Annotated in this window: 13 protein-coding genes; 2 read left to right on the top strand and 11 right to left on the bottom strand. The window is 71.9% G+C overall.

Translation table 11 applies throughout. The features are described 5' to 3' along the window. Positions 1-135 precede the first annotated feature (135 nt). The 11 genes from AB0B66_RS22945 to AB0B66_RS22895 form a co-directional block, all read right to left on the bottom strand. The gene (locus tag AB0B66_RS22945) at positions 136-924 is read right to left on the bottom strand and encodes a DUF3050 domain-containing protein (protein ID WP_360533294.1); all 789 of its coding nucleotides are present in this window, start codon (positions 922-924) and stop codon (positions 136-138) included. Between the two features lie 29 nt (positions 925-953). Then, positions 954-1,865, bottom strand: coding sequence for a phytanoyl-CoA dioxygenase family protein (locus tag AB0B66_RS22940; RefSeq protein ID WP_360533291.1), 912 nt, complete (start codon positions 1,863-1,865; stop codon positions 954-956). 58 nt (positions 1,866-1,923) lie between these two features. Next, complete coding sequence (hppD, locus tag AB0B66_RS22935; protein WP_360533288.1) at positions 1,924-3,045, bottom strand: 4-hydroxyphenylpyruvate dioxygenase; 1,122 nt, start codon at positions 3,043-3,045, stop codon at positions 1,924-1,926. A gap of 334 nt (positions 3,046-3,379) precedes the next feature. Beyond that, the gene (locus AB0B66_RS22930) at positions 3,380-4,648 is read right to left on the bottom strand and encodes a beta-ketoacyl-[acyl-carrier-protein] synthase family protein (RefSeq protein WP_360533285.1); all 1,269 of its coding nucleotides are present in this window, start codon (positions 4,646-4,648) and stop codon (positions 3,380-3,382) included. After that, positions 4,645-6,261: a class I adenylate-forming enzyme family protein gene (locus AB0B66_RS22925; protein WP_360533282.1), complete on the bottom strand. Its 1,617-nt coding sequence runs from the start codon at positions 6,259-6,261 to the stop codon at positions 4,645-4,647. The genes AB0B66_RS22930 and AB0B66_RS22925 overlap by 4 nt, the downstream gene beginning before the upstream one ends. A gap of 5 nt (positions 6,262-6,266) precedes the next feature. Further along, on the bottom strand, positions 6,267-6,815 hold the full coding sequence (locus AB0B66_RS22920) for a beta-ketoacyl synthase chain length factor (RefSeq protein ID WP_360533279.1): 549 nt from the start codon (positions 6,813-6,815) through the stop codon (positions 6,267-6,269). Further along, positions 6,812-7,966, bottom strand: a complete 1,155-nt coding sequence (locus tag AB0B66_RS22915) for a beta-ketoacyl synthase N-terminal-like domain-containing protein (protein ID WP_360533276.1) — start codon at positions 7,964-7,966, stop codon at positions 6,812-6,814. Before AB0B66_RS22915 ends, AB0B66_RS22920 begins: the two co-directional genes overlap by 4 nt. Beyond that, positions 7,959-8,162 carry a hypothetical protein gene (locus AB0B66_RS22910; protein ID WP_166386422.1) on the bottom strand — a complete coding sequence of 68 codons (204 nt, stop codon included), beginning with the start codon at positions 8,160-8,162 and terminating at the stop codon, positions 7,959-7,961. The genes AB0B66_RS22915 and AB0B66_RS22910 overlap by 8 nt, the downstream gene beginning before the upstream one ends. Before the next feature lie 92 nt (positions 8,163-8,254). Next, positions 8,255-8,512 carry an acyl carrier protein gene (locus AB0B66_RS22905; RefSeq protein WP_120316423.1) on the bottom strand — a complete coding sequence of 86 codons (258 nt, stop codon included), beginning with the start codon at positions 8,510-8,512 and terminating at the stop codon, positions 8,255-8,257. Between the two features lie 77 nt (positions 8,513-8,589). Next, a complete protein-coding gene (locus AB0B66_RS22900) occupies positions 8,590-10,002 on the bottom strand; it encodes a fatty acid--CoA ligase family protein (protein ID WP_360533273.1) in 1,413 nt (470 codons plus the stop codon). A gap of 156 nt (positions 10,003-10,158) precedes the next feature. After that, complete coding sequence (locus AB0B66_RS22895; RefSeq protein ID WP_360533270.1) at positions 10,159-11,751, bottom strand: MFS transporter; 1,593 nt, start codon at positions 11,749-11,751, stop codon at positions 10,159-10,161. Positions 11,752-11,919: 168 nt separating this feature from the next. On the opposite strand from AB0B66_RS22895, the gene AB0B66_RS22890 reads away from it, so the two are divergent. Next, a complete protein-coding gene (locus AB0B66_RS22890; RefSeq protein ID WP_360533267.1) occupies positions 11,920-13,218 on the top strand; it encodes an ATP-grasp domain-containing protein in 1,299 nt (432 codons plus the stop codon). A 15-nt stretch (positions 13,219-13,233) separates the two neighbouring features. Further along, positions 13,234-14,169, top strand: a complete 936-nt coding sequence (locus AB0B66_RS22885; protein ID WP_360533264.1) for an alpha/beta hydrolase — start codon at positions 13,234-13,236, stop codon at positions 14,167-14,169. The last annotated feature ends 121 nt before the right edge of the window (positions 14,170-14,290 follow it).

Here is a 14,290-nt window from a genome sequence, read left to right as displayed (position 1 = left end):
CTGTGGTGAGGGTGTTCCGGAGCCTCGGCTCACAGGCGTGCGAGACAGCTTGTGAGCCAGGCCGCAGATGCCGAGACCGTGGCTCACAATCCGGCTTGGCCGGTTGTGAGCCACGGTCGAAAAAAGAGAGGGTGCTCAGCTCGCCAGGATGGCGGAGTGGATGCCGGTCCACAGCTTCTGGCGGGCGGCCAGCGCCGCGTTGACCGTCTGCGCCGCCTGCGCCCACTTCTCGTCGTCGTCGCCGCACAGGTCGGTGACCATCTGCATGGCCATCGGGGTGTGGAACTCGCCGTCGACCTCGATGTGGCGGGCCAGGTAGTCGACGAACGTGTCGAGCTTGCCGCCCTCCTGGTTGACCTTGATGACCTGCTGGAACATGTCCGGGATCAGGTCCTCGCGGCCGAACGCGAACGCCGCGGCCTGACAGTGGATCGGCAGCGTGTCGATGAAGCGGAAGGTGGTGCGCACGAAGTCCGCCGAGACCGGGTTGACGTCCGCCCCGGTCAGCGCCTGCTCCACCGTGCTGCCCTCACCCAGCATCTTGATCAGGTGGTTGATCGCGGTGGTGTCCGCGCCGGCCTGGTCCATGCCGCCGACGTACAGCTCGAAGTGGCTGATGAAGCCGCCCTGCAGCTCGTCGCTCTCCTCGACCAGCACGATGTCGTTGATCAGGCGCCGGCTGCCGGTCGGGCCGCTCGGGATCCACGGCACGGTGACGCTGGTCAGGTGGCGCTGCAGCGACTTCAGCAGCGACATGAAGTCCCACACCGCGAAGACGTGGTGCTCCATGAACGTGACGATGGCCTGGTGGTTGTCCAGCGCGGCGTACAGCGGGTGGGTGACGACGGCGTTGCGGGCCTCGCTCACCGCCTCTTCGAGCCGGGTGATGCCCGGATGCGTCTGGCCCCAGTCGTAACGCGACATTGCTCTCTCCTTGTCGATCGGGTGGTCGGTCAGTGCTGAGCCGAGGTCCAGAGCACCGGGCAGTAGTCGGGGTCGGCGTAGTCGGGGCGGCCGTCAGGGGTGCGGCGGACCAGCTCGTCGTGGTTGTAGCCGACGACGGTGCCGTCGCTGAGGGCGTACGGGCGGTACTGGTTCTCGCCGTCCTGCAGGTGGAGGGAGACCGCGCGGCGGGGACGGTCGCTGCGGTTGCCCGCACTGCCGTGGTACGTGCGGCAGTGGTGGAAGCTCATGTGGCCCTTGGGGATGATCATCGGCACCTTGGTGACGGTGGTGCCGTTGAACTCCGCGTTGCGGGCCAGCAGGACCTCCAGGTCCTCCTTGTCGCGCTCGGCGAAGTGCTTGGCGGTGGAGTCGTTGTTGCCGGTCTCCCGCCAGGCGTGGCTGCCGTCGACCATCGTGATGGTGCCCATCTCCTCGCCGCAGTCGTGGAAGGGGATGAACGCGGTGAGCATGCGCTCCGAGGTCGACGACGCCCAGTAGTGCCGGTCGAAGTGCCACGGCACGACATTGGTCGGCTCCTCCGGGCGCGGCGGCTTGAAGATCAGCGTCGACTGGAAGATGCGGATCTCGTCGGCCTGGGCCAGCCGGGCCGCGACCGCGCCGATCAGCGGCTTGCGCAGCAGCTTGGCCAGGCCGTCGTGCTCGTAGTGCACGTAGTCGTTGTGCCGCTGCACGTCGCCGTGCTGCGGCTCCCAGTACGCCAGGCGGCGCGGGCGCAGCGGCAGGGAGCGGCTGCGCTCCCCGGCGTAGAAGCGCTCGCTGGCCTCGACCAGCTCGTCGACCTCCGCGTCGGTGAACAGCTTCTTCGTCAGGTACCAGCCGTGCGCGGCGTAGAACGCGACGTCCTCGTCGGACGGGAGCAGCTCCAGCTCCTCGTCGGTCAGATTGAACTGCTCAGCCATGGGGGTAGCTCCTCGCCTGGATGTGGTGGGTGGTGTGGTGCACGGGGGTGTCCCGGTCTCAGGCGGCGGCCAGGCCGGCGGGGCGGGCGTCCGGCGCTGCCGCCTGTGCCGCCTCGGCGGGGCCCGCCAGCTCGCGCTCCTTGGCCTCGTACAGCGCCTTGATGTTGCTGCTGCCGAAGGTCAGCGCGCCGTGCCGCTCGATCAGCTCCAGGAACAGCGTCCGGCGCACGTGCATCGACTGCGTGAAGATCTGGTACAGCTCGCCGTAGTGGTCGGTGTCGACCAGCACCCCGAGCTGGCGCAGCTCCGCGATGGGCAGGTCGACGCTGCCCAGGCGCTGCTCCAGCGCGTCGAAGTAGGTCTGCGGCGTGCTGAGGAAGCCCACCCCGCGCTCGGCGAACGTGCGCACCGCGGTGACGATGTCGTTGGTGCGGAACGCCACGTGCTGCACCCCCGCCCCGGCGTGCCAGGACAGGAAGTCGTCGATCTGCCCCGGGCGGCGCGACAGGTCCGGCTCGATCAGCGTGAAGGTGACCTGGCGCGACGGGCTCTGCACCACCTTGGAGTCCATGCCCTGGCCGCCGACCTCGATGTACTCCTCGAAGATCTCGGCGAAGCCGAAGACGTCCTGGTAGTAGCGCGAGGTGGCGGCGATCTCCCCGGCCGGCACGCAGATGGCGAGGTGGTCGATGACCTGGAGCAGGTCGTCGGCGAACGACTGCTCGTCGGCGGTCATCTCGATGGTGGCGGGCAGGAACTCCCAGCGGGAGCCGTGCCGCTCGACCAGCCGGTGGGTGACGTCGCCGAAGCCGGAGACGCTCGCGGTCACGACGCGCCCAGCCGCGTTCTCGTGCACGGTGGGCGTCTCCAGGGCGGTCGCGCCCCGGCCGACCACGGTGTCGTACACGCCGGCGGCGTCGTCGGTCTCGAAGGCGATGACGGCGACGCCGTCGCCGTGACGGCCGACGTACAGCGTGGCCGGGTGGTCGGCGACCAGGCCCGAGGTCAGCACGATGCGGATGTCGCCGTGCTGCAGCAGCAGCGAGCGCTGCCCGGCCAGGCCCGTCTGCGGCCCGCCCTGCCCGCAGATCCGGAATCCGAATGCCGTGCACAGATAGTAGGCCGTCTGCCGGGCGTCACCGACGTAGAACTCCAGGTGGTCGATGCCGAGAATGTTCATTTGCTACCTACCCCTTGGCGTACGATGTCCTGTTTTGCACTGACTGCTAGGACTCGCTCCGCGCCAGGTGGATGGGCGTGGAACGGGTCACGGATCGTGGCTCGCCCGGTGCCGCCGCTGTCGCGGCGCACGCCGAATGAACCCACCACGCTCCGATTGGCCGTCGTGCCCCTGTGACGTCCGTTGTTCGCGACCCATCCGCCGGAGCTGAGCGCTCCGGCGAGGGCCGTCTGACTGTCACGCTAGCCGGTTGTGCTGATGTCCCTCAATACCTAACTACGCAAATATTTAATTGCGACAGTATGTTGCGTACGGCAAACGATTCGGTGACACCTCACTCAGCAAAACGGCTGAGTCTCGTGGTGGGTCGACCCAGGACAAGGCTCACATTATGTCCGCCGAATCCGAATGAATTGGACAGTGCAAAACCGATGGGACTTTGCCGAGCCTTGCCGCGAATATGGTCGAGATCGCACGCGGGATCGGGGTCTTCGAGGTTCACCGTCGGTGGCAGCAGCCCGTGCCCGAGCGCCATCACCGTCGCCGCGGCCTCGATCACCCCGGACGCGCCGAGCATGTGCCCGGTGACGCCCTTGTTCGAGCTGACCGGCGGCATGGCGTCGGCGAACACCGTGTTGACCGCCAGCGACTCGGCCACGTCGCCCAGCTTGGTGCTGGTGGCGTGCGCGTTGAGGTAGCCGATGTCGGCCGGCGACAGCCCCGCGTCGGCCAGCGCCCGTCGCATGCACTCGGCCTGCCCGTCGCCGTCGGGCCGGGGCGTGGTCGGGTGGTGGGCGTCGGTGGTCGCACCCCAGCCGTGCAGCGTCGCGTACGCCGGGCGGCCCCGCGCGTCCGCGTCCGCGGCCCGCTCCAGCACGAACACCCCCGCCCCCTCGGCCAGCACCAGCCCGTTGCGCCGGGTGTCGAACGGGCGGCTGGCCGCCGTCGGGTCCTCGGTCCAGCCCTTGGCCAGCGCCCGGGTGTTGCCGAAGGTGTCGGCCAGGGTGGGGAACAGCGGCGCCTCGCCGCAGCCGACCAGGACCACGTCCGCCTCGTCGTAACGCAGGATGCGCATGCCCTCGGCGATCGACTGCGCCCCGGCCGCGCAGGCCGTGCCGATGGAGGAGCTGTAGCCGCGCAGGCCGTACTTGATGGCGATGCGCGCGGTGGCCATGTTCGGCAGCATGCCCGGCAGCAGGTACGGGCTCACCCCGAGCCGGCCCTTCTGGGTGCGCGTGATGACCTGTGCCTCCAGCGTGGCCAGCCCGCCCGTGCCGGACACCACGGTCGCGGCCCGGTACGGGTCCACGTCGCGGCCCACCACCAGGTCGGCGTCGGCCACCGCCTGGGCCGCGGCGACCAGCGCGTGCACGATGTACCGGTCCAGCGTGCGGGCCTCCGGACCCGGCAGCACGCTGGCCGCCTCGATGTCCGGGCCCTTGCCCATCACCTCCAGCGACCCCTGCCCGGGGTGCCCCTCGGGGGTGACCACGATCCCGGACCGGCCGGTGCACAGCGCATCGAAGATCCCGTCCAGGTCCTGCCCGACGGGGGTGACCAGCCCGATGCCCGTGACGACGATGTCAGGACGGTTTCGAGTCATCGCGACGCACCTGCCAGGGCGCGCTCGCGCAGCACCAGCTTGCGCACCTTGCCGGTGGCGCCGGTGGGGATGTCCTCGTCGTGCACCGCGTTGACGTCGCGCAGCGTCGGCGCGGCGTGCTCGCCGAGCGCCGCGAGCACCGCTTCGCGGCGGTCCGCCCCGGCGTCGGCCCCGGCCTTGAGCACCAGCAGCACGTCGGTGACCACCTTGCCGTCCTCGCGCACCGCGACCACCGTGCAGTCGAGCACGTCGGGGCAGCTCGCCAGGATCTTCTCCTCGGTCAGCGAGGTGTGCAGCCACTGGCCGCCGTCCAGCACGACCGAGTCCACCGCCCGGTCCACGTGGTAGTAGTAGCCGTCCTCGTCGAAGTAGACGAGGTCGCCGGTCAGGTAGTAGCCCGACTGCCGGGTGCGGTACTCGGTGACCGAGTCGTTCCAGTACATCAGCTTCACCGTCGGCGACTTGAGGCCCAGGTGCCCGACCACGCCCGCCGCCACCGGCTCGCCGGCGTCGTCGAGCACCGCCACGTCGGCGAACACGTGCGGGCGGCCGATGCAGCGGTCGTAGCGTTCGGTGTCGACCCGGTGGGTGATGTGGAACGCGGAGTGGCCCATCTCGGTGGAGCCGATGCCGTCGATGAACATCGAGCCCTTCACCCGGGTCACGCCCTCCCTGGTGACCGTGTTGTGACTGCCCACCGCGACCAGCGGGCGGATGTGCGCCTCGTGCGCGCAGTCGCCGGTGTTGAACCAGATCGCCACCGAGTCCACGGCGCGCTTGCTCAGGTCGTGGCGGGCCATGTCGGCCCAGGTCACCGCGAAGCCGAAGACTCCCGTCGGCCGGAACCGCTCGATCGCGTCGAGCACGTAGTCGCCCCGCTGCGAGGACAGGAACACCAGCTCGGCGCGGTTGCACAGGGCCTGGTTGATGGACAGGATGCCCGCCGTGTGCGCCGACGGCAGCGCGCAGACGACCCGCTCGGTGCCCTGCGCCCGCGGGCCGGACAGCCGGATCTTGCGGGTCGCCGCGAACAGCGTGGTGTGCGAGTGCACGATCGCCTTGGGCAGGCCGGTCGTGCCCGAGGAGTGCGTGATCGAGATCGGGTCGTCCGGGTGGTGTCGGTACGGCGGGGGAGCGGCCGCCGGGTCCGCCGAGCCCATCTCGGTGATGTCGCCGAGCAGGCGCGAGCCGAAGTCGCGGCCCTCCAGCAGCGCGGCGTGCTTCGGGTCGGTCAGCACCGCCTCGGCCCGCAGCCGGCGGATGTATTCGGCCGCGATCTCGCCGCTGAGGTTGCCGTTGAGCAGCGCCGGAATCGCCCCGATCCGGTTGAGGGCGAGGAACGACAGGATGACGTCGGCGGACGTGCTGGCGTACACCGCGACCGGGTCGCGCCAGCCGATGCCCCGCTGGTGCAGCCACGCGGCGCGGGCCGCGACCCGCTCGTCGAGCTGCCCCAGGGTGAGCGGCTCCCACGCCGGGTGGCCGTCGACGTCGACGTCGAAGGTCAGCCCCGGCCCGGCGGGGTCGGCCCCGTGCGCCAGCAGCCTGGTGATGACGTTGCCCGCGCCGAGGTCGGCGTCGGCGGCGAGGATCGCCCGCAGATTGGTTCCCATCGCTGCTACTCCTTCGGTCGGTTCACTGCGCTGTCACGCACGAGCACGGCCAGCGCGCGGTCGCGCTCGCCGTCGGTCAGGGCCTGCTCGGCCACCACGATCAGGGCCTCGTCGGCGTCGCCGTCGCGGATCAGCAGCGACGCCATGGCCAGGCCCTCGGCCAGGGACTCCGCGACGGGGTCGGCGCCGCCGCCGGGGCTCAGCGAGACCACGGGCCCGCCCAGCTCCCACCGCGCCGCCACGTACCCGGCCACCGCGTTGGGCACGGCCTGGAAGAACAGCAGCGGCCCCAGCCGCCGCCCGCCATCCACGGCCCGCGCCACCTCGGCCGCCGTCGCGGCGTCCCCGGTCGCCGAAGAGATGATCACCGCGGTACGCCGTCCGCGCTCGGGTGCGACCGGCGGCTGCCCGTACGCCCGGCTCAGGCACCGCCGCGCCGCCTCCGCCACCAGCGGACTGAACGACGACATCACGAACCCCGCCAACACCGGCGGCTCGACGTCCCCACCGGACTCCGGCCACGCCCCCCGCGCCACCTCCACCAGCGCACTCATGGGAGGCCGATCAGGAGGGCGGTGTTGGCGCCGCCGAAGGCGGCGTTGAGGCTGAGGGCGTACTGCGGGCGGGCTGCCGCCGTTTCGGTGAGCACGTGGAGCGGGCAGTCGGGGTCGGGGCCGAGGTAGCCCGCGTTCACCGGCAGGAAGCCCTCGCGCAGGGACAGGACCGTCGCGACGAGTTCCAGCAGCGGCGAGGCTTCGAGGGCCTGGCCGTGCAGGGACTTGGTCGAGCTGATCGGGACCGTGGAAGCGTGTCCGCCCAGGGCACGCAGCAGGGCGGCGGACTCGGCGGCGTCGCTCTGCGCGGAGCCGGAGCCGTGCGCATTGACGTAGCCGATCTGCTCGGGGGCCAGGCCCGCCCGGCCGAGTGCGGCTTCGATGGCTCTGGCCAGGCCCGCGCCGTCGGGCCGCGGCTGCACCACGTGGTAGCCGTCCCCGGCCCGGCCCCAGCCGTGCACCCGGGCCAGCGGCGTCGCGCCCCGGGCCTGGGCGGCACGGGCCGACTCCACCACGACCGCGGCCACCCCGTCGCCGAGCAGCAGGCCTTTGCGGTCCGCGCTGAACGGGCGCACCGCACCGTCGGCGGCCAGCGCCCGGCCCGCGTCGAACAGGGCGAACTGGTCCGGTTCGACCAGGTAACCGGCGGCCACCACCAGGCGCTCGGCGTCACCGGCGGCCACCGCCGCGGCGGCGTCGGCGACCGCGGTGCTGGCCGCGACACAGGCACTGGTGTACGTGCGCACGCTGCCGGACAGCCCCGCCTTCTCGGTGACGGTCCTGCCGAACGCGCCGGTGCGGCCGGGCCGGTCCGGCAGGCCGCGGGACCCGTCGGGCTCGCCGTGCACGGCCAGCAGCAGGGCGGTCGCGGCCCGGTCCGCCGCGGACAATCCGGCCGATGCGGCCGCCTCGTCCACCACCGTGAGCAGCTCGTCGAGCAGCACCGGCACGCCGGGCAGCAGCGCCCCGACGCCCACCCGCCGGGCGCTCACATCGAAACGGGTGACCGGCGCGAACGCCGGCCGCCCCGAACGCAGGCCGACCGACAGCGCCGCGGCGCCCCGGCCGTACGCGCTGACCGCCGACAACCCGGTGACCACGACCGGCACGCGGTCGGGCCGCGGGGCCGGGGCGGGGCGCGGTTCAGTCACCGGCAGGCTCCGCCAGCACCTCGGCCAGCACCTCGACCGCGCCGGTCACCGTGGTCATCCGGACGAGCACGTCGTCGTCGAGGTCGAGCATCCGCCCGTGGCGCTGCTCGACCTGGTGCACCAGCCAGGCCAGCTCCAGCGAGTCGATGCGCTCGCGCACCTGCTCCGGGCTGCGCTCGCCGTAGCTGGCCAGCATCGCGACGACCTCGTCCCGGTTCGGGGACTGCGGTTCGCCGTCGCGCTGGCGCGGCACGCCGAGGGACCCGGCGGCCGCGACGGGGGTGTCCATCACGCGCTCGCCAGATTGCCGCGCTCGCGGATCGCCTCGGCGAACTCGCCGACGGTCATGGCCGCCATCTGCTCGGCCTCCTCGTCGCTGAACTTCACGCCGTAGGTGTCCTCCACCCGCACCGCGAGCTCGGCGACGGCCAGCGACTCCAGGTCCACGCCCGCCGAGCCCAGCGGAGTGTCGGCGTCGACGTCGTCGATCGGGTAGTTCATGTCCGCGATCGCGTCGATGATGAACTGGCGTACGTCGGTGCTCATGTTGACTTCCTTCCATGGTGGACGGCCCAACGGGCCCGGATCGGGATGGCAGTCGGGGGACGGGTGGTGCGCGTCGGCTACGGAGCCGCCGTCGGGTCCGCCGTACGCAGCACCGCTCGGTCGCGGACGAGCTTGCCCGTCGCGGTGCGGGGCAGCTGCTCGACGATGTGCAGCACCCGCGGCCGCTTGTAGGGCGCCAGCCGGATCGCCAGCTCGCCCTCCAGGGCCGCGGCCGCGTCCGGGTCGGGCACCACGGCGAACGCTTCGATGCCGCCGTCGTAGACGACCACCGCGCTCTCCACGCCTGGCAGGGCCGCCAGCGTGTGCTCGACCTCGGTCAGGTCCACCTTGAGGCCGCCGACCGAGACCTGCGAGTCGAGTCGGCCCAGCACCGTCATCAGGCCGGTCGCCGGGTCGACCCGGCCCGCGTCCTTGGTGTGCAGCCAGCCGTCGACCCAGCGGGTCGGGTCGGACAGCCCGACGTACGGGCTCTCCGGCGTCGCGATCAGCAGCTCGCCGTCGGACTCCCGGACGGTGATGCCGGGCGCGGGCATGAGCGAAGGGCGGTGCTCGCCGAACAGGTCGGTCGCGATGACCCCGACCTCGGTCATGCCGTACATGTTGCCCAGCACGATGCCGTAGCGCTCGGTGAAGCGCTGGGCGACCTCGGCGCGCACCAGCTCGCCGCCGGTGGTCATGCGCTTGAGTTGCGGCAGCTTCGGCGGGTTCGGGTTGGAGGCCAGCAGCTCGGTGTGGAACGGCACGCCCAGCAGCGTGGTCGGCGCGTCCCCGGCCTCGACGGCGCGCAGGATGGCGTCCACGGTCAGCCGCTCCGGCAGCACCAGCTCGACACCCGCGTGCAGGCAGTAGAGCAGGCCGCCGACCAGGCCGAGCACGTGCACCACCGAGGCCAGCAGCACCACCCGCTCGCCGGGCAGCGGCACCCCGTCGATCCGGGTGTACCGGTCGACCTCGGCGACCAGCTGCTCCGCGGTGCGGGCGATGACCTTCGACGGGCCGGTGGAGCCGGAGCTGAGCTGCACCACGGCGTGCCCGGTCTCGGCGGGCCTGCCGTCGCGGGCCTCGGCGACGTCGGTGACCTCGTAGAAGGCGCGCAGCCCGCCCGGCAGGGCGCCGCTGAAGCTCACCACGACCTGCGGCTGCAGCCGGTCCAGGGCGCGATCGGTCTCGTACGCGGTCAGCCGGTGGTCCAGCAGCGCCACCTGCGCCCCGATCCGCCACGCGGCCAGCAGGTTCGCCACGTACGCCAGGGACGGCGGCAGCCGCAGGGCGATCGAGCCGCCCCGGGTCAGGCCGAGCCGGCGCAGCGTGTCGGCGCGGTCGGCGACGGCGTGGCGCAGCGCCGCGCGGTCCACGGGGGAGCCGAAGTGGAGGCAGACGTCGCGGTCGTCTCCGGCGAGCAGGAGCTCGTCCACCCAGTCGGGGGTCGCCGCCAAGGGCGCGCCGGTCGCCCATCCCGTATTGCTCATGATTTGCTCCGCCAGGTGTCGCAAGTGTGCTGGAACCTGGGCCGTGCGCCCCCGACGGACCCGGTGAATCCGGAGACTAGCAAGGAGATCGATGCACTTGCAATGCTCGCTTTAAGTCTGTCGATACGTGAATGGACCAGCCAAAATTCGGGCTTTTCATGGCAGATGAGAGGGCCGCAATCCGACATTTATCTGACTCATCGCGAATTCCATCCGGGCGAGTTCGGCACGCAGCCGGGCCGCCTCGCGCCCCGCCCCGTCGTGCTCGTGCCGCGCCAGTTCGCGGACTGCCTCGTGCACCGCCGGTGCGTCGAGCTGTGCCAGCGCGTGGGCCGCGGTCTTGGCGCGCAGCACCCGTCGCGGGGCCAGCCGGCGCAGCCCCGACCTGGCGTGCAGCGTCCACTCGCCGTCGCTGTAGCGCAGCGTGACCCGGGGGCCGAGCGCGGTCGCGGCCAGCCCGTACCCCCGCGGCAGCGCCACCGCCGGATCGGCCGTCGGGCCGCGCGCCCCGGCGTCGTTGAGCTCGCGCCACACCCGGTGCCGGATGACCGGGGTCAGGGTGACCGCGAAGTACAGCACCGACGACAGCAGCACCCCGTTGACGAAACCCAGCCGCTCCACGACCAGCCCGGCCAGCACACCGCCGAGCGGGATCCCGGCCATCGCCACGGCCATGATGATGCCGCCCGCCCTGGCCAGCATCGGGCCGGGCACCCGCTGGTAGATGACCGCGCCGACGGTCGGGTTCACCGAGCACATCACCATGCCGCTGATGAAGGTCACCACGACGATCACGGTCAGGTTGTCGCTGAGCGCGAAGACCAGGAAGCGCGGCGCACCGCCGACGAAATACCCGAAGACCAGCGCGCTGTACCGCGGCAGGTACGGCGCCAGAGTCGCGAACACGACACTGCCCACGATCATCCCGATGGCGTACGCCGCCGCGACCGACCCCAGCGCGACCGGCGAGTCCAGCACCGTCAGCACCCACATCGGCACGAAAACCACGGCGCTGGCCTGGTTGAACAGGTTGGTGAAGAACAGCATCCCGGTCACCGCCCGCAGCAGCGGCTCGGAGGTGAAGTAGGTGAACCCGCCGCGCAGCGCGGTCAGGTAGGGCTCGGCGGGAGCGGGTTTCTTCGGCTCGCCGTCCTTGCGGGCCGGGTCGGGAACGAAGAAGGCGACCAGTGCCGCGCCGATCAGGAAGCTCGCCGCGTCGACCCAGATCGCCCCGATCGCGCCGAACGCCGCGATGGCGACCCCGCCCACCGAGGCCCCGATCAGCCCGGACGTGCGCAGCACGCCCTCCCGGGCCGCCGAGACCCGGGTGAAGTCCGTGCCCGCGGCGTCCATCAGCGGCTTGAGCAGGTTGTTCTTGGACCGGTCGGCCTGCGCCCGCAGCGCCCCGGCCAGGCTGGACAGCACGATCAGCACGCCGAAGCCGAGCTGCCCGGTCAGCGCGATCGCGCCCATCACCACCGCGCTGCCGACATCGGACAGCAGTGAGGTCGCCCGCGAGCCGATCCGGTCCTGCAGCGGCGCGGCCAGTACCCCGCTCAGCACGTACGCCAGCGTCTCCGCGCCCGCCACCACGCCGACCTTGACCGGGCTGCCCGTGGTGACCAGCACCAGCCAGGGGATCGCGAGGAAGGACATCCGGCCGCCGATGACCGAGATCGCCTCCGCGGCGACCAGGCCGGGGATGGCTGCTCGGGTGCGCCAGGGCGACGGCGGTGTCGCGATGGACAACGGAACTCCCTCTCAAGCCGGTCGGGTTCTTTGTACCAGCAAGGAACGCAGGCATTGAAGTATCCGTAGGTATCGAGTGGTGGTGCTCTGGACACCCACCGTCGCCGTCGATACGGTGACCTTCGATCCGCGGGCGGTGGGCCGCGGGCGGGGAGAGGCGGTCGGCCGATGCGGTTGCTGATGGTGGGTGCGGACCTGCCCGCCCTGGCCGCGCTCGCCCCCGATGTCGACGCCACCGTGCTGCTCGGCGCGACCACCAAGGACGGCTGGCTGCCGCTGCCCGCCGGCGTGTGCACCGTGTTCGTCGACGACCACAAGAGCCTCGACGCCGCCGTCAACGGCCTGCTGCGGGCGGGCTTCGGCCCCGGCTCCTTCGACGCCGTCTACGCCTACGACGACCCCGCGCTGATGACCGCCGCCGCGCTGGCCGCCATGCTCGGCGCGCGGGGCGTCCCGCCGGGCACGGTGGCGCTGTTCCGCGACAAGTACCTGCAAAAGCGGGCGCTACGCGAGGCCGGGCTGCCGGTCACCGCGTGCGAGGTCATCGAGGACATCCGCGAGCTGCCTGCCGGTTACCGGCTGCCGTTCCCGAAAGCCGTGGTCAAGCCGGTGGCCGGGATGGCGACGCAGTCGACGTTCGTCGTCGAGGGCGACGCGGACCTGGCCCGGATCAGCGCACAGTGCCGCGCGAACAACACCGCCGCGCGCACCTTCGTGGTCGAGGAATTCGTCGCGGGCGAGGAGTGGTTCGCCGACGGCCTGCTGTCCGAAGGGGAGTTGCGCTTCCTCAGCCTGGGCCGGTATGCCCAGCCGTGCCTGAGCGCGGTGCTGGAGAAGGCGCCGGTGCAGACCTTCTGCCTCGACCCGGTCGCCGACAAGCAGGCGTACGACCTGGCCATGCCGCTGATCACCGGAGCCCTGCGGGTGCTGGGCCTGACCGACGGCGTCTTCCACATGGAGCTGTTCCACCTGTCCGAGACCGGCGACCTGGTGTTCAGCGAGTGCGCGGCGCGCCGCGCGGGCGGCCCGATCAGCGACCAGATCCGCTACAAGCACGGCGTCGACCTTGCCGCCGAGGGGGTGCGCGCCCTGCTGGGGCCGGTCGGCGAGCCCGAGGTGCGGGTCCGCGACGGCGTCGTCGCCTCCACGTTCCTGCCGCTGCGTCCGGGAGTCGTGCTCGGCTGCCCGACCGTGGCGCAGGTGCTGGCGCAGCCCGACGTGGTGCACGCCCGGCTCTTCGTGCCCAAGGGCATGCGGGTGCAGGGCGGCGCGGCGAACACGTTCGCCCGCATGGGCGAGGTCACCGTGCACACCGCCGACGCCGCGACCGCCCAGCGGCGGCTCACCGAGCTGGCCGACTGGTTCCGGCAGCACATCGAGGTGCTGCCGCTGGCCCCGACGCTGCGGGAGCTGTTCGCCGACCCCCGAAACGCCGACTTCGTCCACGCCGCCGCCGCGGACGGCTGAGCGCAGGAGATTCCGATGCCACTGCACCCGCAGGTCCAGGCGATGCGCGCGCGTCGCGAAGCCAGCGACACCCCGCAGCTGTACACGCTGTCGGTGGACGAGGCCCGCGCCGCCGACCTGGCCTCGATCCAGGCCTCCGGCGGCGACCCGGAGAAGGTCGCCGAGGTGGTCGACCGCGAGATCGACGGTCCCGGCGGGCCGCTGCCGATCCGGATCTACCGCCCGGTGCTCGGCGGCGAGCTGCCGGTGCTGGTGTACTTCTTCGGCGGTGGCTGGACCCTGGGCACCATCGACACCTCCGACGCCGTGTGCCGCAGCCTCGCCAACGCGGTCGGCTGCCTGGTCGTCGCCGCAGGCTACCGGCTCGCCCCGGAGCACAAGTTCCCCGCCGCGGTGCACGACTGCCACGCCGCCGTGCGCTGGGTCGCCGCGAACGCCGCGGAGATCGGTGCGGACCCGGCCCGCATCGCCGTCGGCGGCGACAGCGCGGGCGGCAACCTGGCCGCCGCGGTCACCCTGCTGGCCCGCGCGGACGGCGACCTGCCGCTGGCCGGGCAGCTGCTGGTGTATCCGAACACCGACCACCGCTCGCACACCGCCTCGCTGCGCGAGGGCACCGACCCGTTCCTGTTCAACGCCACCTCGGTCGCCTGGTACTGGGCGAACTACCTGGCCACGCCCGAGGACGGGCTGAACCCGCTGGCCTCGCCGCTGCGCGCGGACAGCCTGGCCGGGCTGCCCCCGGCCCTGGTCGTCACCGCCGAGTACGACCCGCTGCGCGACCAGGCCGAGGAGTATGCCCGCCGGCTCGGGCGCGAGGGCGTGCCGGTGACGCTGACCCGATACGACGGCATGGTGCACGGCTTCTTCTGCATGGGCGGCGAACTCGACGCCGGCCGCCGCGCCCTCACCCAGGCCGCCACCCAGCTCCGCACCTGGTTCACGGTCTGACCCACCCCCCGCCTTACACAGACGTTGGGCTAATAGAAAGAGAAGGATATGTAACACCTCGCTGTGATATGCCCAACTCGTTTATAATCGGGGGGGGGGGGGGAGGGGTTCCCAGCCAGGT

This window comes from Catellatospora sp. NPDC049111, from assembly GCF_040648615.1.
Classification (GTDB): domain Bacteria; phylum Actinomycetota; class Actinomycetes; order Mycobacteriales; family Micromonosporaceae; genus Catellatospora; species Catellatospora aurea.
This window is presented reverse-complemented; position numbering and strand designations above follow the sequence as displayed.

Bases quoted from the DNA above. Each gene is read 5' to 3' on its own strand.
- AB0B66_RS22885 (WP_360533264.1), top strand. From the start codon at position 13,234: ATGCCACTGCACCCGCAGGTCCAGGCGATGCGCGCGCGTCGCGAAGCC.
- AB0B66_RS22930 (WP_360533285.1), bottom strand. From the start codon at position 4,648: ATGACTCGAAACCGTCCTGACATCGTCGTCACGGGCATCGGGCTGGTC.
- AB0B66_RS22925 (WP_360533282.1), bottom strand. From the start codon at position 6,261: ATGGGAACCAATCTGCGGGCGATCCTCGCCGCCGACGCCGACCTCGGC.
- AB0B66_RS22900 (WP_360533273.1), bottom strand. From the start codon at position 10,002: ATGAGCAATACGGGATGGGCGACCGGCGCGCCCTTGGCGGCGACCCCC.
- AB0B66_RS22910 (WP_166386422.1), bottom strand. From the start codon at position 8,162: ATGCTGGCCAGCTACGGCGAGCGCAGCCCGGAGCAGGTGCGCGAGCGC.
- AB0B66_RS22920 (WP_360533279.1), bottom strand. From the start codon at position 6,815: ATGAGTGCGCTGGTGGAGGTGGCGCGGGGGGCGTGGCCGGAGTCCGGT.
- hppD (WP_360533288.1), bottom strand. From the start codon at position 3,045: ATGAACATTCTCGGCATCGACCACCTGGAGTTCTACGTCGGTGACGCC.
- AB0B66_RS22940 (WP_360533291.1), bottom strand. From the start codon at position 1,865: ATGGCTGAGCAGTTCAATCTGACCGACGAGGAGCTGGAGCTGCTCCCG.
- AB0B66_RS22905 (WP_120316423.1), bottom strand. From the start codon at position 8,512: ATGAGCACCGACGTACGCCAGTTCATCATCGACGCGATCGCGGACATG.
- AB0B66_RS22945 (WP_360533294.1), bottom strand. From the start codon at position 924: ATGTCGCGTTACGACTGGGGCCAGACGCATCCGGGCATCACCCGGCTC.
- AB0B66_RS22890 (WP_360533267.1), top strand. From the start codon at position 11,920: ATGCGGTTGCTGATGGTGGGTGCGGACCTGCCCGCCCTGGCCGCGCTC.